Here is a 26,605-nt window from a genome sequence, read left to right as displayed (position 1 = left end):
GCCTCGCTCAGCCCGTACTGAGTAGAAATGCCAGCGGACCCAGGGTGACGAACACACCGACGACCACAGCGATCACGGTACTGAACATATCGTCGCCGCGCCGCAGGATCCGCACCAGCGCGACGAGTCCCAGGATCACCACGACCGCCAGCGCGAGCGCCAGGAGCGGCTGCCCCGCCCACAGCATCTCGAAACCCTTGAACGCCAGCATCCCGGCGATCGCCGCGCCCACACTCTGCGCCCCGAGCACGATCCATTGTTTCCGTGGATCCTCGGTGGTCTCGCGGTCCGTGGGGCGCGCCCCTGCGCCGAATTTCGCCTTGGTCGCGGCGAATCTGTCCCCGGCGGCACCGAATTTTCCGCTCAGCGCCGAACGCGCACGGTCCAGGCGGTTCTCACCGGCGGTGTCCTCGGGGTCGTCGTAATCGTCGGCGTCCGGATCGAAATCCGGTTCGAATTCGCCGGTTTCGTATTGCTCGCCCGAGGTGGCGGGAAGCGGCCGCATGGGGCCGTGTACATCCGTGGCGAAGATATCCGTCTTCGCGAAGCCCGGGTCCGGATCGAATCGGGGGTCGGGGCCGTAACCGGGATCGAGCCCGTAACCCGGGGCGGGGGCGAAACCCTGATCGGCCCCGAAGCGCTGACCGGGGCCGAAACCCTGGTCCGCGAAGTCCGGGGCGGGCGGCGGGGCCATCGGCCCGGCCGGCCGGCCGTTGCGGGCACCCGGGCCACCGAAGTCGGGCGCGTCGGGCGGCGGGGTCTCCAGCCCCTGCAGTCCGGCGCGCAACCGCATGCCCTGCTCGGCCGGTGACCATACGACGGTGTTCTGGTCCCCGCTCGGCTGGTCGGGCAATTCCGGAAAGGGAGCGGACTCCGGCAGCGGCCGCGCACCGCGCCGGCGGCGCTCCAGCTTGGGCCGCAGATCGTCGGCCGGCGGTTCCGGCGCCTGCCACGCCTCGGTCGGCGGGGCGGCACCGGGCGGACCCAGCCGAGGCGGGCCGTCGAAGCCCTGCCCCGGCCAGGGCGAGCCGGCGTCCGGTCCGCCGAAGTCCGGCGCGGGCGACCGGCCGAAAGCACCGGGCCCGGGTGGGAGACCGTAATCCGCGGAGGTATCCGGCTCGGCGGGCGCGACGGGCTCCGCCGCGGCTTCGGCGGCTTCCGCGGCGCGCCGGCGCGCGGCCCGCCCGCCACCGGGCGTCGGCGGACCGGTCTCCCAGGACTGATTCGGCGGGGCCCCGGCGCCCGGGTCGTCCGCGAAAGCGGCGAAATCGTCGTCCGGTTCCGCGCGGCGCCGGCGACCGCCACGGCGCGGCGCCTCCGCCGCGGGCGGGAACTGCTCCCGGTCGCTCGCATAGGGGTCCGGATCACCCAGCCGCGCGGGGGCGCCGTCCGCGGCGGGGCCCGGCGCATACGGCTCCAGCGGGTTGTAGACCGTGATCGGGCCCGACATCGGCGAGTTGTTCGGGTCCGGGGCGGCATACGAAACCTGCTCGCCCCCATAACCCTGCGCATCGAAGCCGTTGCCGGCCGGGTCGCCCGCCTCGGCGGCGGCGTACTCCTCGTCGGCCTCGTCGGGAGCCGCGTGGGCCGAACCGTTGCGTTCGACGGCCGGTATATCACCGGACAGGTCGTCGACCGAGAGCCCGCGCCCGCCGCGCCGTCGCCGGCCGCCGCTGGAGGCCGGCTGCGCGCCGTTGCGGGCCAGCAGCTCGGCTACCGACAGTTGATTGGAGTTCCTGCTCATGAAGGCACCGTTTCGATCGGGCCCGCCGACGTCGCGCCGCCGGGCGTCGAACCGTTCCCGGCGGCCGCGTTCGGCGTGTTCGTTGTCAGTGGTCCACCATCCATATCGGTATCCAGTTTGCGCAGGATCAGCCCTTCGCGCAGCGCCCACGGACATATTTCCAGCGTATCCAGGGAAAGCGCGCGCATGGCGGCCTCGGCCACGAGCGCTCCCGCCACCAGTTGCTGGGACCGGTCGGCACTGACGCCTTCCAGTTCGGCACGATCGGAGGCGGTCATTCTGGAGATGAACGCGATCAACTGGCGCAGGCCCGAACCGGTCAGTGTCCGGCGGACCCGGGGACCGGCGCCCGAGGGCGCCGCGCCGGTGAGCCGGGCCAGCGATCGGAAGGTTTTGGAGGTGCCCACCGCCAGATCGGGCTTACCCGCTTCGGCGAGCTGTTTGGCCGGATCCACCATCTCGGCGGCGAGCCAATCGCGGAGGATGCCGATGCGCCGTTTGCTCGGCGGGTCCTCCGGTAACCATTTGCGGGTCAGCCGTCCGGCCCCCAGCTGCAGCGACAGCGCGACCTCCGGTTCCTCGTCCACGCCGCTGCTCACCTCGAGCGAGCCGCCGCCGATGTCGAGGTTGACGATCCGGCCCGCGCTCCAGCCGTACCAGCGGCGTACCGCCAGGAAGGTCAGCCGGGCCTCGTCGACCCCGGCCAGCACCCGGAGGTCCACCCCGGTCTCCGCGCGTACCCGGCCCAGGACCTCGTCGGAGTTGGTGGCCTCACGTACCGCGGAGGTCGCGAACGCCATCAGTTCCGCACATCCCGACGCGGCGGCGAGATTCGCCAGATCGGCCACCGTATCGACCAGTTTCTGGGCCCCGGCCGCGGTGATCCGCCCCCGGTCGTCCATGTTCTCCGACAGCCGCAACGACTCCTTCGTCGAGCTCATCGGCATGGGATGGCCACCCCGATGCGCGTCCACCACCAGCAGGTGAACGGTGTTGCTTCCGACATCGAGGACACCTAGACGCACACGGACACGTTACTTGGTGTACCTGAACACCAAGCGACCCGGTTGTGGTGTTAGCGTTGAGGGTTGTGACGTCAGGCGCTGCCTCGAACGACTCCGTCCCCGCTCCGACCGATCTTCCGATGCCGAAGATGCGGCCGAGCCGGGAAGTACCACTCGACTTCCCGCGCGAGTGGCTCGAGTTCGTCGACCCCGCCGACGACGAACATCTGATCGCGGCCGATCTCACCTGGCTGACCTCGCATTGGACCTGCGTGTTCGGGACCCCCGCCTGCCAGGGCATCCTGGCCGATATGCCGGACGCGGGATGCTGCACACACGGCGCGTTCCTGTCCGACTCCGACGATCGCAAACGGCTGCGCCGGGCGGTGAAGATGCTGACCGCCGCGGACTGGCAGCTGATGGACGAGGCGCGCGACGAGCACGGCAAGATCAGCCGCAAGACCTATCTGGAAACCGACGAGCTCGACGGTGAGCCCGCCGAGCGCACCCGCCGGGTCGATGGGGCATGCATATTCCAGAACCGGCCGGATTTCGCCGGCGGCCCGGGGTGCGCCCTGCATGTCATGGCCGCGCGCCGGGGCCTGGAACCACATACCGTGAAACCGGATGTGTGCTGGCAGCTACCCATCCGCCGAACCCAGGAATGGGTGGACCGGCCCGACGGTGTGCAGATCCTGCGGACCGTCATCACCGAGTACGACCGGCGCGGTTGGGGCCCGGGCGGGGTGGATCTGGACTGGTACTGCTCCGGGTCGCCCGACGCCCATATCGGGGAACGGCCGGTCTGGCAGACCTACCGCGCCGAACTGATCGAATTGATCGGCGAGCCCGCCTACCGAGAACTCGAACGGCAGTTGCAGAGCCGTCCGGGACCCGGGGTCGGCGCGGAGCATCCCGCGACCACCCGGGCGCGGCGCAAGGCTCGAGCCAAGGAGGCCGGGGAGAACGGCCGGGCGGTACGCCCCACCCGGATACTCGGACTCGACCTGCGATAACGGGGCACAGCATGGCGCGGAGCCCCTGAACCGCGCGGTCAGGCCTCGAGTTTGTATCCCAGCCCGCGCACGGTGACCAGGTGCTCGGGCCGGGCCGGATCGGCCTCGATCTTCGACCGCAGCCGTTTCACGTGCACATCGAGGGTTTTGGTGTCGCCGACGTAGTCCGCGCCCCACACCCGGTCGATGAGCTGGCCGCGCGTCAGCACCCGGCCCGAATTGCGGAGCAGATATTCGAGCAGGTCGAATTCTTTCAGCGGCAGGGTCACCGGTTTGCCGTTCACCAGCACGGTGTGCCGGTCCACGTCCATCCGTACCGGACCCGCTTCCAGGACACCGTTCTCGCTGCCCGAGTCCAGTTCGTCACCGGCGCCGCGGCGCAGCACGGCCCGGATACGGGCGATCAGCTCCCGCGCCGAGTAGGGCTTGGTGACGTAGTCGTCGGCGCCGAGTTCGAGCCCCACCACCTTGTCTATCTCGCTGTCGCGCGCGGTCACCATGATCACCGGCACCCCACTGCGGGTGCGCAGCTGTTTGCAGACGTCGGTGCCGCTCATCCCGGGCAGCATCAGGTCGAGCAGGACGATATCGGCGCCGGAGCGATCGAATTCGGCGAGCGCCGAAGGACCGTCTCCCACGACCGTGACCTCGAAACCTTCCTTGCGGAGCAGGAAGGCGAGTGGATCGGCCAGCGACTCCTCGTCCTCGACGATCAACACACTGGTCATCTGCGTGCCTCCACACCGTTCGTTCGGCCCGGACCCGAGGGGCGCGGGCTGGTTTCTCTTTTGGTCAGCACGGGCGGACCGGCGGCGGCGGTGCCGTCGGCCTCCTGATGCGCGGGTATGCGCAGCGTGAATGTCGAGCCGGTGCCGAGTTTGCTCCACAGGGTGATCTCACCGTTGTGGTTGGCGGCCACGTGTTTCACGATAGCCAGACCGAGTCCGGTACCGCCGGTGGCGCGGGAGCGCGCCTTGTCGGAACGGAAGAAGCGTTCGAAGACCCGCTCCTGATCATCCTTGGCGATACCGATGCCGCGGTCGGTCACGGCCATCGCCACGTAGGAGCCGCGAACCGACCGGCTCACCGATACATGGGAGCCGCGCGGCGAGTAGGCGATAGCGTTCTCGACCAAGTTCGAGAGCGCGGTGATGAGCAGCGTTTCGTCGCCGAGCACCTCGAGCCCGCTGGGCCGGTCGGTGCTGACCGTGATCCCGGCGGCCTCGGCCGCGGTCCGCGAGCGGTCCACTGCCTGATTTACCACCGTGTCGACGTCGACGACCTCGAGTTCGGGGAGTTTCTCGGCCCCCTGGAGCCGCGACAGCGCGATCAGTTCGGTGACCATCTTCCCGAGGCGGCTGGATTCGGCCAGCACGCGCTGACCGAAATGCCGGACCGCCTCGGGATCGTCCGCGGTCTCCAGCAGGGCCTCGGCCAGCAGACTCATCGCCCCCACGGGGGTTTTGAGCTCGTGGCTCACATTGGCGACGAAATCGCGGCGGGTCGCCTCCATCCGGGCCTGTTCGGAATCGTCGTCGGCGAAGAGCACCGTGAAGTTGGTCTCCTCCGGGGACAGCGGCCGGGCGAGGCCGCGGACCGCGATCCGGCCCCGGCCGGGTGTCGGTTTATCGGCCGTGAGGTCGAACTCCGCCGTTTCGCCGGTCGCCAAAACCTTCTCCACCGCCGCCCATGCCCGCTCGTCGAGCAGCCGGTTGCGGACCAGGCCGAGTTCTTCGGCGCGCGGATTGACCAGTACGACATCGCGGTACTCGTCCACCACGGCGATACCGCTTTCCGAGGCCAGCACGATCAGGTCGAGAACCTGCGACATCGTGAGGCCGGAGTCCGCTTGCCGGCGCTGCGCCTGCCGAGCGTTCATATAGGGGATGACGAGTCCACCGACGGCCAGTCCGACAACAGCCGCCAGGACTGCCAGCAGTACGGCCTGGGGAACGCTCACATCAAGAATCGTACGGTCGACGACGCGTAAACAAACCCGGGGTCGGTGAAGTTTCGTGCAGGTCACGGGCGATTACTTCGTCGTTCGCCGGGCGTTTACGCATTGTTCGGCGACGGCAGGGTTTCGATCTTCCCGGGCGTGTTTCCGGCCCGGAAACGCCGACGAACCCCATTACGTCTGGGACACAACGGGGTTCGTGTCGGGTGCCGCGGCCGGCGGCCGTTCACCAACCGGGATTACCACGCACCGGCAGATTCACGAAGCTCGGCCGGTTCGGGTCGAGCTGCACATGCTGCGGCTTCAGCCCGGTATCGAGGAGCATCGGCAGCGGCGGCACGCCCTTGGGCGCGTTGCCGGCGTAGACGTCCACCCGCAGCCGATGCCCGGGTTCCAGCTTCGCCTCGATCGCGGGCACCGCGATATCGAGTGTGGTCACCTCCCCCGGCACCGTGAGCCGTCTTTTCTCGATCGTGACGTACGGCCGGGGGTCGGTGTAATCGCCGTTGGCCGACCGACTGCTCAGGGAATCGTCGATCTCCCGCAGCGAAGCCATCAGCTGCCCCGAGGACAGCATCCGGGACTGCCCGTCGGGCGCCACATCGTTGACCGTCACCGACCAGTAGCCGTCGGCCGCGTCCTGCACTGTCTGCAGGTGCACGGCGATCGGCCCGGAGATCTCGACCGCTTCGGTCACCGGCGTACTGGTAAAGGTCAACCCGTTCGACTCCTGGACCCGGGAGTCCGCACCACAGGCGTTGATCACCGCGACCACCCCCGCGGTCGCCTGGCCGCCGTCGTTGGAGCACAGTCCGGTGAGTCCCGGCGCGACGGTCAACCGGGCGGAACTGTCGGCGCCCGTCCCCAGCGAACCGTCGTGCACGCTGTGCCCGCCGGTACCGCTCGGCGCCGCCGATAGATACATCCGCCGGTACTCGGCCGCCTGATCAGCCGGTGCGCTCTCGCCGAACCCGTCCCGGGTCACCCAGCCGCCGCCCTGCTGGCGCAGCGTCACCGGACCGTACTGATCGATGCCGTTGTCGATGCCCTTCAGCCATTTGTCGAACCAGGCGCGCTGCAGCACGTCCAGCCGCGGCGGCAGGCCGGGTTTGCCCGATTCGCTTCCCGAGTTGATGTGATACGTGTCGCCCATGAGCAGCTGCTTCTGCCCCGGCGGCACCGGCATGGCGTTGTAGACCTTGGACTCGGAGTAGGTGAAAAGGTCGTGCCAGCCGCCGGTCACGAAGGTCGGGACCTCGATCCGCGAAGGATCACCCAGCCAAGCCTGCCGGTCGGGACTGTCGCCCCGGATCATCTCCTGCAACCGCGGATCGAGATCCTCCACGCGCGGTGTGGTGTAGGCGTTGAGGAACACATCCAAGTAGGTGAACGGCGAGGACAGCCGGTCGCTCAGCCACCGCTGATCGAAGGTGCCGTTCAGCATCGACTGCACATCCGGCACCCACTTGGTCGCGTTGATCAGCGTCATCCACAGCGGAATGAAGGCGAAGCCGAAGCCGCCGCCGGGCATGAGCACGTCCTGTGCCAGGTCACTGCCCGGCACCACGGGGAACAAAGCCTTCAGCGCCGGCGGGCGTTTCTCGGCCGCCTGCAGCTGGTTGATCCCGGAGTAGGACATGCCGGTCATCCCGACCTGCCCGTCCGACCACTGCTGCCGCGACGCCCAGTCGATGACCTCCACCGTGTCGGCCTGCTCGCGCTGCCGCAACATATCCCAGACACCTTGGGAGAACCCGGTCCCGCGGACGTCCACCACCACCTGGACGTAACCGCTCTTCACCAGCTGACGGTCGACCGCGAAATTTCGCATGGCCCCGCCGCCGAGCGCCTTGGTCAGATCGGTCAGCCCGGACAGCGCGGTGCCGGTCATATCGATATCCCGGGCCAACTGGGAAACCGCATCGGACAGGCCTGGCACCGACCCCATCTGGTCGATCAGATTCGAGACCAGTTTCGTGTACGGCGTCATATTGACGAGTACGGGCATCCGGGTGTCGATCGGCCGGGAGGCGGCATCGGCGGGGCGGTACACATTCGCCTTCAGGACCGTGCCGTCGCTCATCGTGATCGGCACATCCCAGGTGATGTTGATACCAGGGTACTGCTGGGGTCCGTCGTAGGTGGCGGCCCACTGCGCCCCGGCCGCTCCCCCGTCGGGGCCGGAGACCGCCGGCGCGGCACCGGCACTGCCGCCGAGCAGCGGTGCCAGCAGTACCGTGGCGGCCAGTGCCACAGTGGCTCGTATCACAAACTTCATCGGTCGTGATCCATCTCTCGGACTGATCGGACGTTCGAGAGCTTACACAGCATTACCGGCGGGTAATGAGAATCGACCCGGCGGCAACAGGCCTTTCCCGACAATTCCGCGCCGGGGTCGTGTTACGGCACAACATTAATCGGGGTTTTCGGTTTCCGGTCACAGAATCCGGCGATCCGCCGGTAGCGTCGTCACCCGTAGGAAAAAGCGCCGCAACCCGTTTCGGGTCACGGCGCTGTCGATCGGACTACCTGCCGCCCTGGCTCGCCACAGCGGCCGCACCGGCGGCGGCGGCTTCCGGATCCAGGTATTCCCGGGGCCGCACCGGACGCAGGTCGTCGTCCAATTCGTAGCGCAGCGGAATACCGGTGGGAATGTTCAGTCCGGCGATATCCTCGTCGGAGATTCCATCGAGATGTTTGACCAGGGCACGCAACGAATTACCGTGCGCCGCGACCAGCACGGTCTTTCCACCGCGCAGTTCTCGCGAAATGGTCGACTCCCAATACGGGACCATCCGGTTCACCACATCGAGCAGACATTCGGTTCGGGGGACCTCGATATCCGCATAGCGCGGATCGCCCGCCTGGCTGTACTCGTCGTCGAGTTCGATCGGCGGCGGCGGCGTGTCGTAGCTGCGCCGCCACAGCATGAACTGGTCCTCGCCGTACTCGTCGCGGATCTGGGCCTTGTTCTTCCCTTGGAGCGCGCCGTAGTGGCGTTCGTTGAGGCGCCAGTCCCGAACCACCGGAATCCAGTGCCGGTCGGCGGCGTCCAGGGCGATGTTCGCGGTCGAGATCGCGCGGCGCAGCAGCGAGGTGTAGACGATATCGGGCAGGATGCCGTGCTCGGCCAGCAGCGCACCGGCTCGTTTACCCTCGGCGACACCCTTGTCGGTGAGATGCACGTCCACCCAGCCGGTGAACAAATTCAGGGCATTCCATTCGCTCTCGCCGTGGCGCAGCAAAACGAGGGTGTTCGTCATGCGGGTCATCCTGCCATGGCCCGGTACCGGCTGTGCGTACCCCTCGGACCCGCCCCCGGCCCACCACCCGCTAGGCGGACCCGGACAAACCGGCCGCGAGTACGGCGGCGCCGTGCAGCGTCGCACCCTCCCGGAGGCGGGAGGGCTCCACCCGGAGGCCCCGGATGAAATCCAGACCCGCGTGCCGGGCGGCCGCGGCGCGCAGCGGCGCCCACAAGAGTTCCCCCGAGTCCGCGAAACCGCCACCGACCACAACTGTGTCCACATCGAGCAGCGCGGCCGCGGAGCCGATCGCCGTCCCCAGCGCGGTGCCGGCCCGCGCCAGCGCGGCCCGTGCGATCGCGTCGCCGGCCCGGGCGTCACGCGCGAGTTCCGCGCCGCTCTCGCCGGTCCAGCCCTGTTCCCGCGCCCACCGCGCCGACGACATTCCACTCGCCACGGCTTCCAGGCACCCGGAACCGCCGCACGCGCACGGCACATCCCACCCGGGCACCACGAGATGACCGATATGGCCGGCATTGCCGGTGCGCCCGACCGCTACCCGGCCGTCGACCAGGAGGCCGCCGCCGATCCCCGACGATACGGTCATCGCCAGCCCGTTCCGCAGTCCGCGCAGGGCACCCGAATGCTGTTCCGCCAGAGCCAGACACGCGCCGTCGAGGGCGAAACGCACCGTGGCGCCGGGAAACAGCCCGGCTACCGCCGCGACGACCGCGAACCCGTCGCGCCACTCGGGAATATTGAGTGCGCGCGTGATGCCGGCCGGAACATCCACCGGGCCCGCCGATCCGATCCCGACCGCCGTGACCGCGGCACCGGCCGCGACCGCGCGGAGCAGTCCGGCGCACGCCTGCCACACCCCCTCGGCCGGCACCGGCACTCGCCGCACCGACCCGACGCGGCCCGCACGGTCCACCAGTCCGGCGGCGAATTTCGTCGCCCCGATATCCAGTGCCAGAACCGCCACCGTGCCTCCCGAAGATCCGATCCGCAGAAGCTGATTGTCACTCATCCGCGACCGGGTTCGACGAGTCCGCAGCCCAGGTGCGTGCGCGGTCGGCGGTCAGGAAGCCCAGGGCCCGATACCGCTCACTTTGTCGATCCGGATCCGGGTGAGGAAGCCGGGCGGGGCGTCCGGTGGCGGGAAGGCCGTGCCGGGACTGGCCAGCGTTTTCGCGAGTTCGGCCAACAGCTCCGGAGCGCCGCCCTCGACAATGCGCGCCGTCCCGGTGACCGCCAGGAACGGCCGCATGACCTCACCTTTCTCCGCCGCCAGGATGGTGACCGCCACCCGGGGATCACGGCGCACATTACGGACCTTGCGGTGTTCGCTCAGGTGCGCGGCGACCAGTTCGTCACCGTCCGGACCTTCTTGCAGCGCCACCCACACCACGCTGACCTGCGGACTTCCATCCGGATTCAGGGTGACCAGCGTCGCGTCGGCACCGGCGCCGATGAACGCACGAGCGGAATCGTCGAGTCTCATGTGTTCTTCTACCGCGCATCCGGCCGGTTCATTCCCGGCTCAGGGCGCGACCAGCGGCTCCGCCGAATAGGCGCGGTGCAGCAACTCCGCGAAATCGGGTGCCGGAGGCAGCGCGGTGGTCCCGATCCGGTGGACGGGTACGGCGGGGGTCCACGAATTCATCACCACCGCCCCCGCCAGACCGGCGACATCACCGGGTGTGACCGGTACGGTCCGCTGTGCCACACCGAGCCGGTCGAGTTGCCTGCGCACGATGCCCATGGTGGTGCCGAGCAGCATCTCCGCTTCGGGCCAGACCACCGAACCACCGTCCCAGAACGCCAGATTCCAGATGGTCGCCTCACTGAACCGGCCCGCACGATCGATGAACGCCGCGTCGTCGAACCCCTGCCGGACAGCTCGCCGCAGATAGTAGGTCTTGGCCACTTCGCCGACATGCTTCACCCGGGCGACCGGACGCTCGTATTCCACAGTCGCCAACGTCAGCGGCCCGGTGGGGGCGGACGCGGGTGGTCCGGTGCGCACCAGCATCGACAGCGCATCGTCGGCCGCCACGAACTCGCCCGGCCGGGAGAAGACGGTGGCGGTGAGCGAGACATCGGCCGGACCCGCGTCCAACGCGGCGCGAAGATATTCGCGTACCCGGTCGTCCGGTAATGCCCGTCCGAAGAACTCCGCGGAGGCTTCCCGCAGCCGGTCCAGATGCAGGTCCAGTCCGCGGATCCGCCGATCGCGTACCTGGGCGGCGGTGAAATGGGCGTAGCCGGCGAAGGCCAGTGGTGCCAGCTCCTCCGCGGTCGCGGCACGGCCGTCGAGCTGAGCGGTGTGCACGGTCATCATGCCTCCAGAACCTGGTCGATTCGCATGACTCCACCGTCCACATTCACACGGTGTGAGGGTCAAATTCCGGAATCATCGGTGCTCGGCGGTGGTTGCCCCACAGGAACGACGAGGAGAATCCATGCGCATCGGTGAACTCGCGGCAGCGACCGGCACCAGCCAGCGGCTGCTGCGCTACTACGAAGAACGTGGACTCCTGCGGCCCGAACGAGGCACGAACGGGTATCGCCGCTACCCCGACACAGCGGTCGAGGATGTCGCCCGCATCCGCCGGCTGCTCGCCGCCGGGCTACCGATCCGCGTGATCACCGAAGTTCTCGACTGCGCCTACGACGGCACCGACTACGTCGAGCCCTGCCTGGAGCCGATTCTGCGCACCGAATTGTCCGCACTGGACGGCAGACTCGACGACCTCCGGCACCGCCGGACCGAACTGCTCGGCCTCATCGACCGCGTCGCCCAGCGCTGAATACGGAATCAGTTGGAATCGGCGGAATCGACCAGGTGTTCGAAGGCGCGCAGGTTCTGCAGTGATTCGCCGCGGGAAACCCGCCACTTCCATTCCTTACGAATGGATTCGGCGAAACCGAGTTCGAGCAGCGTATTGAAGTCCCCGTCCGCTGCCTCGAGGAGCTGCCCGAAGATCCGATCCAGTTCCTCGGCGGTGACCGCGTGCGTGGCCGCCTGACCCACCAGATAGATATCGCCCAGTTTGTCGATGGTGTACGCGACACCGTAGAGCCGCCGGTTGCGCCGCAGCAGGTACTTGTAGACGCCTTCGAAATTCTCGTCCGGTTTACGGCACACGAACGATTCGAAACGCACCCCGTGCGCCCCGACGGTCAGCATCACATTGGTCTTCAGCTTCCGCTCACCCGGCAGCACGGCGACGAAGACATCGTCACCGGGGTGGGTGTATTCGATCTCGCGGTCCCGCAGTGTTTCCTCGATGATCCGCGCGGTGGCCGATGTCTCGCTCATCTGCGCACTCCCGTCCGGCGCCGCCACAGCGCCCGCGATCTGGCCTGGCTCTCGCCGAGGATAGCGGGAGCGTGTCCCAGGCCGGTCAATGCGGCGGTATAGCTGTCCAGCAGCTTCTCGGCCGTATTCGCCCAGGAGAAAGCCGCCGCGTGCGATACGGCCTGCGCACCCAGCGTCCGCAACCGCCGCGGGTCGTCGAGCAGGTACTCCAGCGCACCGGCCCAATCGGGGGTGCGGTGCCCGGCCACCAGCAACCCACTGTGTTCGTGCCGGACCGCGGTGCCCAGTCCGCCGACCGCGGCCGCCAGCACCGGGGTCCCGCTTGCCTGCGCCTCCAGCGCGACGAGCCCGAAGGATTCGTTGTAACTCGGCACCGCGACCAGGTCGGCGGCCCGATACACCTGCACCAGCCGGTCGGGCGGCTGCGGCGGCAGGAAGGTGACATGGTCGGCGATCCCGAGCTCGGCGGCCAGTTCGATCAGCGCGTCGGGACGCTCCAGACCGGTCCCCGAGGGCCCCCCGACGATCAGGGCGCGCAGCGGCCGCCCCGGGCGCCGGCGCAGCACCTCGGCGACCGCCCGCACCAGCACATCGGGTGCCTTCAGCGGTTGGATCCGGCCCACGAACGCGACGATCTCCTCATGCCCCGCGAGGCCGAGCTCGGCGCGGGCCGCCGCCCGATCGCCCGGACGGTACCGCGTCAGATCCGCTCCCGGCGGCACGATATCGATCCGGTCGGGCAGCGCCCCGTACAGCTCCACCAGGTCCCGCGCTTCCCGCCCGGTGTTGGCGGTCAGCCGGTCGGCCTCGGCGATGACCTGCTTCTCCCCGATCTCCCGGGTAGCCGGTTCCGGGGAATCACCCTCGGCGAGGGCCGCGTTCTTCACCGCCGCGAGCGTATGCGCGGTGTGCACGAGCGGCACCCGCCACCGGTCCCGGGCGAGCCAGCCCACCTGCCCGGACAGCCAGTAGTGCGAGTGCACCAGGTCGTAGTAGCCGGGCAGATGCCGTGCTTCCTGCCGCAGGACCTCGGCGGTGAACGGGCACAGCTGGGTCGGCAGATCGTGTTTGTCCAGGCCCTCGAAGGGCCCGGCGACCACATTGCGCACCAAGACCCCCGGCGCGGCTTCCTGCACCGGCGGCAGATCGGAGGAGGTGGCCCGGGTGAAGATCTCGACCTCGGTCCCCCGCCGGGCCAGCTGCAGAGCGGTCTGGAGGACGTAGACGTTCATCCCGCCCGCATCGCCCGTACCGGGCTGTGCCAGTGGTGAGGTGTGCACCGTCAGTACGGCGATACGGTTCGGCCGTCGGTCCGGGCGTTGACTCACGATGTCCATACTGCACGGTGCAACGCGGCAGCCCGGCCCGTCCTTCCCCGGTCGTGAAAGTGATCACACCTGGCGGATTCGACACTCTCAGCGGGCCTCGGCGTGCCGTCGCCGGAACCGGGAACCGAGCCGGACAGACCGGGCAAAAGCGCTCGTCACGGACAATCAGGACTTCTCGGCGCAGTCCGCGGCGAACTTCCGGACCTCGGTGGAGAAGCGCGCCGGGTCCTCGATGAACAGCCCGTGCTGCGCGCCCTCCCAGATGGAGGCCCGGCCCAGCGGCGCGGTCTCGGCGATATAGCGGCCGTCGGCCACCGGCACCACCGGATCCGCCGAACCGTGCAGCACCAGCACGGGGACGTCGAGGGCGCGCAGGGTCTCCGTATTGTCCACCGACCGGTAGAACAGGGCCTTGCGCACGAACGGCGGTGTCGCCAGGCTCGCGCCGAACAGCCGCTGCGCGTCCGGCCCCTTGTCCACGCCCGGCCCGGTGTTGGCGTTCCCGAACGCGGAGAAACCGCGCACCGCGCGACCCGGGCTCTCCTCGAACACCCCGGGGATCGCCCGCTGCATCGACTCCCCGACCTCCGCGCCCGGCACCCCGCGCCCGATATTGGCCATCGCCCCGGTATAGACGACCCCCGCGACCGCGCCGGTGCCGTATTCGGCGAGATAGTCGCTGATCACGATCCCGCCGTAGGACCACCCCAGCAGCAGCGCCCCGGATTCGATCGACTCGGCGGCCAGCACCGCGGCGATATCGGCGGCCCAATTCTTCGAATCGTCGTAACCGGCGGCCGGTGCCTCCGAATAGCCGTGCCCCCGCAGATCGACCGCCACCACCCGGAAATCGGCGGCGAAATCGTCGAACACCCGCCCCCAGCAGCGCAGATCCGCCGACCAGCCGTGCACCAGCACCAACGGCTGTGCCTGTGCGGGCCCGCCCGTCCGATAGACGATGCCGGTCCCGTCCGCACTGTGCGCTTCCCGTATGGCCATGAGCGCATCATAGGATCGGGGACATGAGCACTCGCACCGCTGTTGTCACCGGGGCCAGCTCGGGTATCGGCGAAGCCACCGCCCGGGAACTCGCGAAACAGGGGTACCACGTGTACGTGGGTGCTCGCCGGGTCGACCGGCTGCGGGAGCTGGCCGACGAGATCGGCGGTACCGCGCTGGAGCTCGATGTCACCTCCGACGAATCGGTCCGCGCCTTCACCGACGCGATCGAGACCGCGAACGTCCTGGTCAACAATGCGGGCGGCGCCAAGGGCCTGGCCACGGTCGCCGAGGCCGACCTCGACGACTGGCGCTGGATGTGGGAAACCAACGTCCTCGGCACTCTGCGGATGACCAAGGCGCTGCTGCCGAAACTGATCGCCTCCGGCGACGGCCTCATCGTCACCATCACCTCGATCGCCGCCTTCCACGCCTACGACAACGGTTCCGGCTACACCTCGGCCAAACACGCCCAGGCCGTCCTGCACCGGACGCTGCGCGGCGAACTCCTCGGGCAGCCGGTCCGGCTCACCGAGATCGCCCCCGGCGCGGTGGAGACCGAATTCTCCCTGGTCCGCTTCGACGGCGACACCGACCGCGCGACCGCGGTCTATCAGGGCATAGACCCGCTGGTCGCCCAGGATATCGCCGAGATCGTGGCCTTCGCCGCGAATCGCCCCCCGCACGTCAACCTGGACCAGATCATCGTCAAACCCCGCGACCAGGCCGACCCGGGCCGCTTCGCCCGCCGCGGCTGAGCGACCCACCGCGTACCGAGCGGGGGCCGGCCCGGCGACCGGGAAACCGCTGCGCATCCTCCACCCACGCGTGGCCGCGGGACGCCGGCGTGACGGCAGATGTCATACCGTCCGCCGCTCGCATGTGCCGATCAGGCGAAGAGTTCGTCTATGGTTTCGGCTACCACCGCACGATCGAGCCCGACCGTGCTCACCGGCGCGGAGAAGTCTCCGGCATCGGCTACAGCTCCACTCCCACCGTCACAGGTTCCGGTACGAGAACAACCCCGAACCGCTCCGCCACCCCGTCGCGGACCGTCCGGGCGAGGGCGACGATATCGGCGGCCGTGGCGTCACCGCGGTTGGTCAATGCCAGGGTGTGTTTGGTGGACAAGCGTGCGGGCGCGTCCGGTCCCGGGAAGCCCTTGGCGAAGCCGGCGCGTTCGATCAGCCAACCCGCGGAGAGCTTCACCCCGCCGATCCCCGGATAGGTGGGCACCGGCACATCGCCGAGCCGGTCGCGGATGGCGGCCAGAACCCGGTCCACCTCGGTGTCGGGCACGACCGGATTGGTGAAGAACGATCCGGCGCTCCAGGTGTCGTGGTCGGCGGGATCGAGAACCATTCCTTTGCCCGCCCGCAGCCCGAGCACGGTTTCGCGGACGGCCGCGGCGGGCCGGGTCTCGCCTTCCGCGGCGCCCAGTCGCTGCGCGAGTTCCTTGTAGCGCAGGGGCGCGCTCGTACCGTCGGGGTGCAGCGTGAACTCCACCGCCAGCACCACCGCCGCATCGCTGTGTTTCAACCGGCTGGTCCGGTATCCGAACGCGAGAGCATCCGGGGTCACCCAGTCGATCTCCCCCGTGGCCCGGTCCAGTAACCGCACCCGGCGCAGCAGCCGGTCGACCTCGACGCCGTAGGCGCCCACATTCTGCACGGGAGTCGCCCCGGCCGATCCCGGGATCCCGGACAAGCACTCCAGCCCGCCGAACCCGGCCCGTACGCTCGCGGCGACCACACCGTCCCAGTTCGCGCCCGCCTCCGCCGTGACGCCGGCGGCCCCGAATTCGACCCCTTCGGTAGCGATACGGACCACCACCGACGCCACATCGTCGTCGGAGACCAGCAGGTTCGAACCGCCGGCGACCAGCAGCACCGGCACCTCGGCGGCGTCCAGTGCGCGCACGGTCGCCACCAGCGACTCGGTGGTGGCGCAGTCGGCGACCGTGGCCGGGCCGCCGACGCGCAGCGTGGTCAGCTCCGCCAGCGGTACCGCGGACCGCACGAGCGCGCCCGTTCCGGCCAGCATCTGCCGCAGTTCGTCCGCAGGGACAGCCCGAGAAGTTCGCACGACCAGACGGTAGCGTGTTCGGTCATGGCTACAGCGCTGGCGTATACGGCTCGCTACTCACATCCGGTCGCGGCAGTGCGTGAGGCATTCTGCACCGAGCAGTACTGGAAGGACCGGATCGCCGCGGTGGGCGGGCCCAACGCCCAGTTCGTCTCGCTGTCGGTCGAGGGCGAGCAGGTACGGGTCGAGGTCGTCCAGTCCATTCCCGCCGACCTCCTGCCGCCCGCCATCACCGCGGTACGCCCCGGCGACCTGATCATCCCCCGCACCGAAGTGTGGACCGGTACCACCGGGAGTTTCGAAGCGCGCGTCGAGGGCGCTCCGGCCGAGGTCCGCGGTTCCATCACCGCCACCGAGGAACCCACCGGCGCGGTCGCCGAGATCTCCGGCACGATCGAAGTCAAGATTCCGCTGTTCGCCCGCAAGATCGAGGAGGCCATCGGGGACCGGCTCACCCAGCTGCTCGCCGAGGAGACCGAGTTCACCAACACCTGGATCGCCGGACAGCCGTAGCGGCCCGCAGTCCGCTTCCGTCGTTCCGCGCGGGCGGGAGCGACCCGGCCTCCCACGGAACCGGAGAATCCGGACGGTAACCTACCGCGCATGGCTCGCCGACTGGACTACTCCGCCCGCTACCCGCTGCACACCACCAAAGAGCTGTATGCGGCGCTGACCAACCGGGACTATTGGGAGGCCCGGATGGTCGAGATGCGGAAGTACTCGCCGAACGAGGTCATCGGTCTCGAGGCGAACGAGGACGGTATCGAGGTGGTGCTGCACCACATCCTGCCGCGCGAGACGCTGCCGGAGATCGCCCAGTCGGTGATGCGCAAGGATATGGTCATCACCCGCAAGGAGAGCTTCGGACCGTTCGGGCCGGAGGTCGAGGGCAAGTATTCGGCGTCCATCCCGGCCGGGCCCGGCAGCCTCACCGGCACCACCCGTCTGTTCCCCACCGACACCGGGTGCACCATGCGGATGTCCTCGGAGGCGAAGGTGTTCATTCCCATGGTCGGGCCGCGGCTCGAACAGCTGATGCTGGTGAACCTGGTGGATCTGTTCCGCGCCGAGGCCGAAGTGACCCAGAAGTGGCTGGACGAGCAAAAACCGGTCGGCTGAGTGTTCCGCTCGGCACCGTAACCCGGGGTACCACCGGGACCAATCGGCTCCGCCGCAGTGACCGTCAGCTGATCGGCGATCCGCGGATCGCCGAGGTGCTGCGGGCTGCCGCCGATCCGCTGGTGGTGGATCTCGGTTACGGCGCGCAGCCGTGGACGACGCTGGAACTGGCCGCGCGGTTGCGTACGGTGCGTCCCGATGTGCGGGTGGTCGGACTGGAGATCGATCCCGCCCGGGTGGTACCGGCCCGCGACGGCGTCGTTTTCGCCAGAGGCGGGTTCGAATTGGCCGGACTGCGACCGGTCCTGGTCCGTGCCTTCAATGTGCTGCGCCAGTATCCGGAGTCCGCGGTCGCGCAAGCGTGGGAGACGGTGCTGGCGGGCCTGGCTCCGGGCGGTCTCCTGGTCGAGGGGACCTGCGACGAACTCGGCCGCCGGTGTGCCTGGGTGGTGCTGGACCGTTCGGGCCCCCGCACCCTGACCCTCGCGTGGGATCCGTTCACCGTCGAACGTCCCTCCGATCTCGCCGAACGTCTCCCCAAGGCGCTGATCCACCGCAACGTACCCGGTGAACGGGTGCACACCCTGCTCGGCGCGGCCGACCGGGCGTGGGCGCACACGGTGCCGCTGGCCGCCTTCGGACCACGGGTGCGCTGGCGCGCGGCGGCGGGCCTGCTGCGGGCGCAGGGTTTACCGGTGCACGATTTCCGCCGCCGGCTGCGCGACAATGTGCTGAGCGTCCCGTGGCCGGTGGTCGCACCCGCCGGACAGGCGGAAGAATATTCGTGACCCATATCACATATATGGGGTGGCGACCCCCGCTGACGTCGCAACCTTTACCTTCAGTCCATAACCGGTCCACAGAGCCGGCACAGAATCATCGTGAAGAATCTCAACCATGTCCACCAAGTCCCTGCCTGCACCGAAGGTCGGCCGCCGGACCGTCGTGATCGCCGTACTCACCGTGATCGTGCTCGTGGTGGCGGCGCTGATCGGCGGCGAGGCCTATGCGCGACACCGGATCGCGAGCTGTATCAGTTCGCAGTTCGAGAAAGAGATGGGATCGCAGATCGACGTCGGCTTCGGCGCGAAACCCCTACTCGTCACCTGGCTGGACGGGAAGGTCTCGCGGATGGACGTCGACAGCAAGGGCGACGAATTCGGCCCCGCCGTCGATATGCAGGTCCATGCCCAATTCCACGATATCGAGATGGCGAAGGGGAGCAACAGCGGCAGTTCGGTCGGGAGTTCGAACGCCGACGTCACCTGGAGCAACTCCGGGATCTCCCGGACGCTGCAGGGCCTGGTCAGCGATGTGCAGTCCGACCCCGACACCGGGCAACTCACCATGAAGGTGCTCGGCGGATTCGGCGCCATGCAGCTCACCCCGCGGATCCAGGACGGCAAAGTCGATATCGACGTGGCCCAAGCACAGTTCCTCGGTATCGGAGTACCCGACGACCTGGCCCAGGGCGTGGTGGACCTGATGACCGAGAGCCTGCAGACCTACCCGATGGGCCTGCAGCCGACCGACCTGCGGGTCACCGCCGACGGTATCCAGGTGGACCTGCAGGGCGGCCCGACCGAACTGCCCGCCGCCGAAGGCAATGCGAGCTGCTGAGCGCCGCGGACCGTCAGGCGGGGAACCCGTCGAGCACGGCCCGGGATCGGGAGAGTCCCAGCCGGGTGGCGCCCGCGGCGATCAGCTCGGCAGCCGCTTCGGCGGTGCGGATACCCCCGCTCGCCTTGATGCCCAGCCGCCCACCGACGGTCTCGGCCATCAACCGCACCGCCCGGGTATCGGCGCCGCCGGCGGGATGGAACCCGGTGGAGGTTTTCACGAAATCGGCGCCGGCCCGTTCGGCCGTCCGGCACACCGCGACGATCACCTCGTCGGACAGCGCGGCGGATTCGATGATCACCTTCAGCACCGCGCGCTCCGATATCGCCTCGCGCACCACGATGATATCGGCGAGCACCGCGTCGAAATCGCCCGCGACCGCCGCGCCGATATCGATGACCATATCGACCTCGCCCGCCCCCTGATCCACCGCGAGCCGGGCCTCCGCTCCTTTCACCAGCGAATGATGTTTCCCGGAGGGAAAACCCGCGACGGTAGCCACCACCAGGCCCGGAGCCTGCACAGGCAGTACGGACGGCGAAACGCATACGGCGTACACGCCGAGTTCCCGGGCCGCGGCCACCGCGGCGGTAACATCCGCGCTCGTCGCCTCCGGGGCGAGCAGCGTGTGGTCGATCATTGCGGCCACCTCGGACCTGGTCAGCGACTGGGAATCGGCCATGGGACGAAAGTCTGGCACATCACCGTCGAATTCCGTTGCGCGCCTCGGGCTCCTCGCGCACACTCGTATCGCCTTCCGACGAGAGGACGATGTTGCTGATCCGCCGCGAACGAGCCGTCGACGCCGACGCTGTCGCAGCCGTGCACCGTAGCGCCTTCGCTCCGCACTATGCGGCGGATGGTCCCGCGGCCGGCACCGCCCTGGTCGAGGCGCCGCCCGAAGTCGCGCTACTCGCCCGGCTGCGCACCGACCCGGGGTGGATCCCCACCCTGTCCATGGTCGCTGTCGAGCGCGAGACCGTGGTCGGGCATGTCTGCGTCACCCGGGCCACAGTGGGGCCGTTCCCGGTCCTGGCACTGGGCCCCCTCGGGGTCCTCCCCGACCTGCAGAGCCGCGGCGTGGGCTCGGCGCTGATGCACGCCGTGCTCGGCGCCGCGGACGCCCTGGACGAACCGCTCGTCGGTCTGCTCGGCAGCCTCGACTACTACCCCCGGTTCGGCTTCCAACCGGCCGAGCGGCTGGGCCTGGCCCCCGACCGGTCCGAATGGGCGAGCCACTTCCAGATCCGGCCGTTGAGCGCCTACGACTCCCAAATAGTCGGCGAATTCCATTACGCCGAACCCTTCTACGAGTTGTAACCACATCCGCCCGCCCCGGCCGCCGGCCGCAACCGCGGAGTCGCGCTGTTCTGCCGAGGGGCCAACTGTCAGGATGACCTCATGGTTTCCGCAGCTGCCACCCGCGACGGCCGGCAATACGTACTCACCCTGGGCTGTCCCGACCGCCCCGGCATCATTGCCGCCATCACCTCGTTCATCGCCGGATTCGGGGGCTCCATCGTGGAAGCCGGCTACCACTCCGATCTGGAGACGGGCTGGTTCTTCACCAGACAGTCCATCAAGGCCTCGACCGTGCCGTTCGGGGTAGAAGAGTTGCGCGGCCGCTTCGAACAGGTCGCCGCCGATCTCGGCCCGGAGACCGAATGGCAGGTCCATGATTCGGGTGTGCGCCGCCGCGCGGTGCTGCTGGTGAGCAAGGAGGGGCACTGCCTGCACGACCTGCTCGGCCGCGCGACCTCGGGAGAACTTCCGGCCACCATCGAGGCCGTAATCGGCAACCACCTCGATCTCGCGGCGATCACCGAGGCACACGGCATCCCGTTCCATCATGTGCCGTTCCCGAAGGATCCGGCCGAACGCGGACCGGCCTTCGAGCGGGTCCGCGAACTGGTGGACTCGCATTCCCCCGACGCGGTCGTGCTGGCCCGGTTCATGCAGGTCCTACCCGAGCGACTGTGCGAACACTGGGCGGGCCGGGCCATCAATATCCATCACAGTTTCCTGCCCTCGTTCGTCGGCGCCCGCCCGTACCACCAGGCATTCGTCCGCGGCGTCAAACTGATCGGCGCGACCTGCCACTACGTGACCGCCGAACTGGACGCGGGCCCGATCATCGAACAGGACGTCATTCGTGTCGATCACGCCGACAGCGTGACCGATATGGTTCGCGAGGGCCGCGATATCGAACGGGTCGTGCTGGCCCGCGGCCTGCGCTGGCATCTGGAGAGCCGGGTGCTGGTCCACGGACGCCGCACCGTCGTGTTCTCCTGAGGCGGCTCAGCCGGTGGCTTCGGCCGGTTCGCGCACCGAGGTCAGGACCTGATCGAGGATCGCGTTGAACCGGTCGATCTCCTCCACATTGCCCAGGTGTCCGGTGGGCAGCAGGATGAACTGTACGAGATTGCCGGTCTCCCGGAGCCAGGCGGCGATCTGCTCGGCGTGTACCGCCGGGGTCATATCGTCCGCCGTGCCCGCCACCACTGTGGTCGGCACCGCCAAGTGGCGCGCCGCGTCCCCGAGGTCCATTTCCGCGAGCAGCAACCCGAACTCCGAACGAATCCGGGACCGGCACGAGCGCACGATGTTCATCCCGAACTCGATTGCTTCCGGATCCGCGGCCAGGCTCATGATCTGCCGGGCGAAGAGCCACCGCACCGGGGCCACCGGTGGGAAGACGATGCGGGCACTGAGCCCGTTGCGACCGAGCCAGGCGGGCAGCGGAACCATCCGGTTCAGCAGCGGCAGCCGCCGGTTGAAGAACGGCACCACCGTGGTCTCGGCGACCAGTGAGTGCGGCCCGGTATTGGCCAGCAGGACCGCCGCGGCCTGGTCGACCACCCGCTGCGGATACTTTCCGGCCCATGCCTGCACGGTCATCGCGCCGAGGCTGTGCCCGACCAGCACCGCCTGCTGACCCGGCCGCAGCACCGCGTCGAGTACCGCGCAGAGATCGTCGGCGAGCAGATGGCAGTCCAGCTGGTCCGGTTCGCCGAATTCGCTCTCGCCGTGCCCGCGCAGATCGAAGGCGATCACCTTGTACCGACCGGCGAAGGCGTTGATCTGCGGGTTCCAGTATTCGAGACAGCAGGTCCAGCCGTGGATCAGCACCACCGGCTGGGCGTCGTCCGGCCCGTACGCGTGCACACGGAGACGGGCACCGTCCTCGGCACGCACATCGATGACGCGGTGCTCGGCGCTCGGCGGATTCAACGCGGGATTGCGGTATCCGCCGCGGGTGCGCAGGGCCGCACGGTGCACCTCGAACAGCCCCTCGACCTGCTGGGCGAGAGCGGTGAGGGCGTTCGGCATCGTCGCACGCATCAGACACACTCCTTTGTGTTACCGATTGACACAGTAACGCCTGGAGTCAGCGCACGCCAGCATGCACATCGCGGTTCGACAGAATCTCACCGTGCCGACCGGTCCGATACGCGAATCTAGGGACAGGTCACAGAGACAGATCGGGCAGCCGCGGCTCCCGCGACCGTCTTCACCAGCGCGGGCCGCGCTGGACCTCGTCCACCTTCGGCCGCACATCGGCCAGGTAGATACCGGTCGCGATGATGGCGATGAACGCCAGCAGTCCCAGGCCGGGCCAGCTCACCAGCATCAGCAGGATCGCCACCCCGAGGATGCCCAGCCAGAGGGGCTTGGTCAGTTTGTCGACCGCGGTGAACGCGTCGGAACGCTGGCGCACGGCGTGCACGAGCGCGAAAACAGTCGCGCTTGTCGCCAGCAGCCACAGCGCGACCATGATCAACCCGGTCAAGCCATACACCTTGTCCACCCCACCATGATAAGAGCAGCGCCCCCGCGCACTGCATGTGCACGGGGGCGCTTCACCAAAATTGCCAGGTCAGGGCTTCTTCGGCGCGGCCTTCTTGGCGGGCGCGGCCTTTTTCGCGGCCGGAGCCTTCTTCGCGGCGGGGGCCTTCTGCACCGGCGGGGTGGGCGTGGGGGTGGGGGCCACCTCGGGCACGGGCTCGGGCGCGATTTCCGGCGCGACCTCGAACACCTCGGCGTCGAGCACCTCCGGCGCGGCCGGAGCAGCCGCCTCGGCGGCCGGCGCGGCGGTCGGCTCCGATTCGGTCCTGGCGCGACCGATCAACCCGTTCACCCGGCCGAGCACCTCCTCGGCCCGGACGCTGGCGTCCTTGTACAGGGTCTCCACCCGGCCGACCTGCTCCTCGACCAGGTGGTTGGCGCGCAGCCGCTCGACGGTCTCCTCACCGCGCACCGCCAGATCCGCGTAGAGGTCGATCACCTGGCGGTAGTACTGCTCGGCGAGCTTGCGCAGTTCCTCGGTGGTGAACTTCTCGCGCAGCTCGGCCAGGTCCTCCGGCAGCTCCGAGGGCAGCTCGGACAACCGGGCACGGATCTGCTCGAACTGGGTCTGCACATCGGCAGGCAACCCGGCGAAGCGCTCACGGGCCTCTTCGACCCGGACCCGGCCGTTGACATCGGTCGCACGCTCACGGACCTGGGTCACCGCGTCCACAACCGCGGCGTAAACCGCGTCCGTGGCGCCGACGGTGGCGAAGAGTGGTTTGGCAGTGGTGTACTTCTCGGTCATTTATCGTTCTCCTGGCGTGGAGCATCGGTTGTCGGGTGTGGAACAACACTGTCCCGGGGAATCGCTTCCTCCGGCCCGTTCTCCCGGCGGAACGATTCGTATATATCCAGGAGCACCTGTTTCTGCCGCTCACTGATCACGGAATCGGCGAGCACGGCGTCCCGGACGGGACTGTGCGGCCGCTGCTCGAGGTAGCCGGCGCGCACATACAACACCTCCGAAGAAACCCGCAGGGCCTTGGCGATCTGCGTCAGCACTTCGGCGGAGGGGTTACGCAATCCGCGCTCGATCTGGCTGAGATACGGGTTGCTCACCCCCGCCAGCTGGGCGAGCTGACGCAACGAAACCTGCGCGGCTTCACGCTGCGCCCTGATGAATCCTCCGATGTCCTGCGCCGCGTTGACCACGCGGGTTGCCTTGTCGCCGGCGCCGGCAGACGCTGCCGGATCGTCGGTGCGCTGGGCGGAAACCTCGGGACGGTCGGCCATCACTCACCTTCTGGCGTTGTAGATACAACGATAGATCGGGGTGCTAGCAATTGCAAGCACCATGTTAGCAGTGTTGATTTTGCGGCGCCTGCGGCGCCGCGGGGTCGAGGCCCCCGCGCGCCAGCGCGCCAAAACACAGCACCTTCGTGAGTAAGCCCACTTCTCACCTTCACGAGCAACCCCACCCCTCACCTCCACGACGGAGCCCACACCGAACCTCGTAGGCACGCCTGTATCCCGTCGACGCGGTATGCCCCCCTCTCACCTCCACACGCAAGCCCCGCCCCGGCGATGACGGTCGGTCGCGCTCTCCCCCTTCGGTTCCACCCGGCTTTCGCCTCCCTGGTCCCTTTCACACTCACCCCCCGAACATCAGCTGCGAGACCGCATAGATCGCCAACCCCGCCAAACTGCCGACCACGGTGCCGTTGATCCGGATGAACTGCAGGTCACGCCCCACCTGGACCTCGATCTTCTTACTGGCCTCCTCCGCATCCCAGCGGGCGACCGTATCGCTGACGATGGTGGCGATCTCGTCGGCGTAGTTGGCGGCCAGGTAGCGGGCGCCGCGCTCGATCCAGCTGTCGACCTTGGCTCGGGTCTCGGTGTCGTCGCGCAAACGTTCGCCCAGCTGCTGCACGTTTTCGGCGACCTTGCGGCGCAGGGTGCTGTTCGGGTCGTCGGCGGATTCGAGGATCAGGCGTTTGGCCGCCCGCCAGGTCGCCTCGGCGAGGCCGGTGATCTCCTCCCGACCCATGATCTCGGTTTTGATCCGCTCGGCCTTGGCGATCATCGTCTCGTCGTACTGCAGATCGTTTGCGAAATCCTCCAGGAAGCGGTTGGCGGCCAGCCGGACCTCGTGATCGGGGGTGGAGCGCACCTTCCAGGTGAACTCGACCAGCTCCCGGTACACCTTCTCCGACAGCAGGACGTTCACGAACTTCGGCGCCCACTGCGGCGCCTCACCGTTGACGATCCGGTCGATTGTCTCCTGGCTGCCGAGCGCCCACTGGTGGGCGCGTTCGGCGAGCAGATCCAGCAGCGGCAGCTGCCGGTTGTCGGCCAGCAGCTCGGCGAGGACTCGGCCGATCGGCGGACCCCACAGCGGTTCGGCGATCCGTTTCACGATGGTGTTGTCGATGATTTGTTCGACATCCTCGTCGCGCAGCACCCCCACGACCGCGCGCAGAATCGTCGAACTCTCGTCGGCCACCCGGGCCGCGTTACCGGGCGCGGCCATCCAGCGCCCGATCCGCCACGGGATCTGCGCGGAGTTCACCTTCGCGGTGACCACCTCCGGGGACAGGAAGTTGGTGCCCACGAAGTCGCCGAGGCTGGCCCCGAGCTGATCCTTCTTCCGGCGGATGATCGCGGTGTGCGGGATCGGCAATCCCAGCGGATGCCGGAACAGCGCCGTCACCGCGAACCAGTCGGCCAGCGCACCGACCATCCCCGCCTCGGCGGCCGCCCGCACATACCCGACCCAGTCGCCGGCGCCGCCGCGCGACTCCAGCCACCGGCACACCAGGTAGATCACCGTGGCTACGGCCAGCAGGCCGGTGGCGACCGCTTTCATCCGCCACAGGTCACGTCGTTTGGCCGCGTCATCGGTGAGGGTTGCGAACACACCCGGCGGTTCCGCCTGCCCGCCGGGGGCGGTCGTCCCGGGAGCGGAATCGAGCACCGCACTACTACCGGTCGGTTTCTGCATACTCCCCATTCTGCTGTGTTTATTTGCGGCGCCTTCGGCGGCGCGGGGTCGAGGCCCCCTCGGTCCCGCCGTTCAGGCCTCGAGACTCGGGCCTTCGGCGCATGCAATGTGCGGTGGGCCATCCATAGAGTGCGACCATTGAGCACCTCCGGCCAAGGGCGGGACGGGCCTCGACCCGCTGAGGGCCTCGCTGGACTCGGCACCGATGGAACCGACCGGAAAGCCGGTGCGGAAATGTGCTCGAAGGAGCGCGGACAGGTGCCGGGCGGTCGATCTCCGGATGACTGCCGCACGCGACCGGCCGACGGGTGGGAGGTGTTCTGGTCGCCCTGATTGCGCCGATGGCAGAGCGCACACCGCAACGGCCCCG

28 protein-coding genes are annotated in these 26,605 nt (G+C 68.6%); 9 read left to right on the top strand and 19 right to left on the bottom strand.

Features of this window, described 5'->3' with window-relative positions; genetic code table 11:
* Positions 1-7: 7 nt before the first annotated feature.
* Together AB0H42_RS06700 and AB0H42_RS06695 are read right to left on the bottom strand one after the other, a co-directional pair.
* Positions 8-1,744 carry a hypothetical protein gene (locus AB0H42_RS06700; RefSeq protein WP_357050843.1) on the bottom strand — a complete coding sequence of 579 codons (1,737 nt, stop codon included), beginning with the start codon at positions 1,742-1,744 and terminating at the stop codon, positions 8-10.
* Entirely contained in the window at positions 1,741-2,769 is a 1,029-nt protein-coding gene (locus AB0H42_RS06695; protein ID WP_357050841.1) for a Ppx/GppA phosphatase family protein, read from the bottom strand. The genes AB0H42_RS06700 and AB0H42_RS06695 overlap by 4 nt, the downstream gene beginning before the upstream one ends.
* Before the next feature lie 128 nt (positions 2,770-2,897).
* Between AB0H42_RS06695 and AB0H42_RS06690 the strand changes: the two genes are divergently transcribed.
* On the top strand, positions 2,898-3,764 hold the full coding sequence (locus AB0H42_RS06690) for a hypothetical protein (RefSeq protein WP_357051002.1): 867 nt from the start codon (positions 2,898-2,900) through the stop codon (positions 3,762-3,764).
* 38 nt (positions 3,765-3,802) lie between these two features.
* On the opposite strand, the gene AB0H42_RS06685 is transcribed toward AB0H42_RS06690, so the two are convergent.
* From AB0H42_RS06685 to AB0H42_RS06655, 7 genes are all read right to left on the bottom strand, one after another.
* Positions 3,803-4,492, bottom strand: coding sequence for a response regulator transcription factor (locus tag AB0H42_RS06685; RefSeq protein WP_039826973.1), 690 nt, complete (start codon positions 4,490-4,492; stop codon positions 3,803-3,805).
* On the bottom strand, positions 4,489-5,724 hold the full coding sequence (locus tag AB0H42_RS06680) for an ATP-binding protein (RefSeq protein WP_357050839.1): 1,236 nt from the start codon (positions 5,722-5,724) through the stop codon (positions 4,489-4,491). The genes AB0H42_RS06685 and AB0H42_RS06680 overlap by 4 nt, the downstream gene beginning before the upstream one ends.
* Before the next feature lie 223 nt (positions 5,725-5,947).
* Complete coding sequence (locus AB0H42_RS06675) at positions 5,948-7,999, bottom strand: CocE/NonD family hydrolase (RefSeq protein ID WP_357050836.1); 2,052 nt, start codon at positions 7,997-7,999, stop codon at positions 5,948-5,950.
* Between the two features lie 247 nt (positions 8,000-8,246).
* The gene (locus AB0H42_RS06670) at positions 8,247-8,984 is read right to left on the bottom strand and encodes a phosphoglyceromutase (protein ID WP_357050833.1); all 738 of its coding nucleotides are present in this window, start codon (positions 8,982-8,984) and stop codon (positions 8,247-8,249) included.
* A gap of 70 nt (positions 8,985-9,054) precedes the next feature.
* Entirely contained in the window at positions 9,055-9,951 is an 897-nt protein-coding gene (locus AB0H42_RS06665; RefSeq protein WP_357050831.1) for an ROK family protein, read from the bottom strand.
* A 96-nt stretch (positions 9,952-10,047) separates the two neighbouring features.
* On the bottom strand, positions 10,048-10,470 hold the full coding sequence (locus AB0H42_RS06660) for a PPOX class F420-dependent oxidoreductase (RefSeq protein ID WP_357050828.1): 423 nt from the start codon (positions 10,468-10,470) through the stop codon (positions 10,048-10,050).
* Positions 10,471-10,509: 39 nt separating this feature from the next.
* Positions 10,510-11,307, bottom strand: a complete 798-nt coding sequence (locus tag AB0H42_RS06655) for an aminotransferase class IV family protein (RefSeq protein WP_357050825.1) — start codon at positions 11,305-11,307, stop codon at positions 10,510-10,512.
* 124 nt (positions 11,308-11,431) lie between these two features.
* Between AB0H42_RS06655 and AB0H42_RS06650 the strand changes: the two genes are divergently transcribed.
* Positions 11,432-11,779: a MerR family transcriptional regulator gene (locus AB0H42_RS06650; RefSeq protein WP_357050823.1), complete on the top strand. Its 348-nt coding sequence runs from the start codon at positions 11,432-11,434 to the stop codon at positions 11,777-11,779.
* Between the two features lie 8 nt (positions 11,780-11,787).
* On the opposite strand, the gene AB0H42_RS06645 is transcribed toward AB0H42_RS06650, so the two are convergent.
* From AB0H42_RS06645 to AB0H42_RS06635, 3 genes are all read right to left on the bottom strand, one after another.
* Positions 11,788-12,291, bottom strand: coding sequence for a YbjN domain-containing protein (locus tag AB0H42_RS06645; RefSeq protein WP_357050821.1), 504 nt, complete (start codon positions 12,289-12,291; stop codon positions 11,788-11,790).
* Positions 12,288-13,628: a D-inositol-3-phosphate glycosyltransferase gene (gene mshA / locus AB0H42_RS06640; RefSeq protein ID WP_357050819.1), complete on the bottom strand. Its 1,341-nt coding sequence runs from the start codon at positions 13,626-13,628 to the stop codon at positions 12,288-12,290. Before mshA ends, AB0H42_RS06645 begins: the two co-directional genes overlap by 4 nt.
* Positions 13,629-13,784: 156 nt before the next feature.
* The gene (locus AB0H42_RS06635; RefSeq protein ID WP_357050816.1) at positions 13,785-14,618 is read right to left on the bottom strand and encodes an alpha/beta hydrolase; all 834 of its coding nucleotides are present in this window, start codon (positions 14,616-14,618) and stop codon (positions 13,785-13,787) included.
* A gap of 23 nt (positions 14,619-14,641) precedes the next feature.
* Here AB0H42_RS06635 and AB0H42_RS06630 point away from each other — a divergent pair, with 23 nt between their 5' ends.
* Positions 14,642-15,376: an SDR family NAD(P)-dependent oxidoreductase gene (locus tag AB0H42_RS06630; protein WP_357050813.1), complete on the top strand. Its 735-nt coding sequence runs from the start codon at positions 14,642-14,644 to the stop codon at positions 15,374-15,376.
* A 220-nt stretch (positions 15,377-15,596) separates the two neighbouring features.
* Here AB0H42_RS06630 and AB0H42_RS06625 read toward each other — a convergent pair whose 3' ends face one another.
* Positions 15,597-16,661 (bottom strand): UDP-N-acetylmuramate dehydrogenase, encoded by a 1,065-nt coding sequence (locus tag AB0H42_RS06625; protein ID WP_357051000.1) that lies wholly within the window; start codon positions 16,659-16,661, stop codon positions 15,597-15,599.
* A gap of 66 nt (positions 16,662-16,727) precedes the next feature.
* Here AB0H42_RS06625 and AB0H42_RS06620 point away from each other — a divergent pair, with 66 nt between their 5' ends.
* From AB0H42_RS06620 to AB0H42_RS06605, 4 genes are all read left to right on the top strand, one after another.
* On the top strand, positions 16,728-17,216 hold the full coding sequence (locus AB0H42_RS06620; protein WP_357050810.1) for a DUF2505 domain-containing protein: 489 nt from the start codon (positions 16,728-16,730) through the stop codon (positions 17,214-17,216).
* 90 nt (positions 17,217-17,306) lie between these two features.
* Positions 17,307-17,822 (top strand): DUF2505 domain-containing protein, encoded by a 516-nt coding sequence (locus AB0H42_RS06615; protein ID WP_357050807.1) that lies wholly within the window; start codon positions 17,307-17,309, stop codon positions 17,820-17,822.
* On the top strand, positions 17,792-18,610 hold the full coding sequence (locus AB0H42_RS06610) for a class I SAM-dependent methyltransferase (RefSeq protein ID WP_357050804.1): 819 nt from the start codon (positions 17,792-17,794) through the stop codon (positions 18,608-18,610). Before AB0H42_RS06615 ends, AB0H42_RS06610 begins: the two co-directional genes overlap by 31 nt.
* A 109-nt stretch (positions 18,611-18,719) precedes the next feature.
* Positions 18,720-19,442 (top strand): DUF2993 domain-containing protein, encoded by a 723-nt coding sequence (locus AB0H42_RS06605; protein WP_357050801.1) that lies wholly within the window; start codon positions 18,720-18,722, stop codon positions 19,440-19,442.
* A gap of 13 nt (positions 19,443-19,455) precedes the next feature.
* Here the strand turns inward: AB0H42_RS06605 and deoC are convergent, their stop codons facing one another.
* Positions 19,456-20,124, bottom strand: coding sequence for a deoxyribose-phosphate aldolase (gene deoC / locus AB0H42_RS06600; RefSeq protein ID WP_357050799.1), 669 nt, complete (start codon positions 20,122-20,124; stop codon positions 19,456-19,458).
* Between the two features lie 92 nt (positions 20,125-20,216).
* On the opposite strand from deoC, the gene AB0H42_RS06595 reads away from it, so the two are divergent.
* The gene (locus AB0H42_RS06595; protein WP_357050997.1) at positions 20,217-20,762 is read left to right on the top strand and encodes an N-acetyltransferase; all 546 of its coding nucleotides are present in this window, start codon (positions 20,217-20,219) and stop codon (positions 20,760-20,762) included.
* Positions 20,763-20,843: 81 nt separating this feature from the next.
* On the top strand, positions 20,844-21,734 hold the full coding sequence (gene purU / locus AB0H42_RS06590; RefSeq protein ID WP_357050796.1) for a formyltetrahydrofolate deformylase: 891 nt from the start codon (positions 20,844-20,846) through the stop codon (positions 21,732-21,734).
* A gap of 6 nt (positions 21,735-21,740) precedes the next feature.
* Here purU and AB0H42_RS06585 read toward each other — a convergent pair whose 3' ends face one another.
* From AB0H42_RS06585 to AB0H42_RS06565, 5 genes are all read right to left on the bottom strand, one after another.
* Positions 21,741-22,784: an alpha/beta hydrolase gene (locus AB0H42_RS06585; RefSeq protein ID WP_357050793.1), complete on the bottom strand. Its 1,044-nt coding sequence runs from the start codon at positions 22,782-22,784 to the stop codon at positions 21,741-21,743.
* A 169-nt stretch (positions 22,785-22,953) separates the two neighbouring features.
* Positions 22,954-23,250, bottom strand: a complete 297-nt coding sequence (locus AB0H42_RS06580) for a DUF2516 family protein (protein ID WP_357050790.1) — start codon at positions 23,248-23,250, stop codon at positions 22,954-22,956.
* 69 nt (positions 23,251-23,319) lie between these two features.
* Complete coding sequence (locus AB0H42_RS06575; RefSeq protein WP_357050786.1) at positions 23,320-24,036, bottom strand: heparin-binding hemagglutinin; 717 nt, start codon at positions 24,034-24,036, stop codon at positions 23,320-23,322.
* Complete coding sequence (locus AB0H42_RS06570; RefSeq protein WP_357050783.1) at positions 24,033-24,524, bottom strand: helix-turn-helix transcriptional regulator; 492 nt, start codon at positions 24,522-24,524, stop codon at positions 24,033-24,035. Before AB0H42_RS06570 ends, AB0H42_RS06575 begins: the two co-directional genes overlap by 4 nt.
* Positions 24,525-24,882: 358 nt before the next feature.
* The gene (locus tag AB0H42_RS06565) at positions 24,883-26,100 is read right to left on the bottom strand and encodes a DUF445 family protein (RefSeq protein ID WP_357050994.1); all 1,218 of its coding nucleotides are present in this window, start codon (positions 26,098-26,100) and stop codon (positions 24,883-24,885) included.
* Positions 26,101-26,605 lie beyond the last annotated feature (505 nt).

The organism is Nocardia sp. NPDC050799, from assembly GCF_040654015.1.
Taxonomy (GTDB): domain Bacteria; phylum Actinomycetota; class Actinomycetes; order Mycobacteriales; family Mycobacteriaceae; genus Nocardia.
Note: the sequence above shows the minus strand (reverse complement) of the source record. Positions and strands in the feature narration are given on the sequence as shown.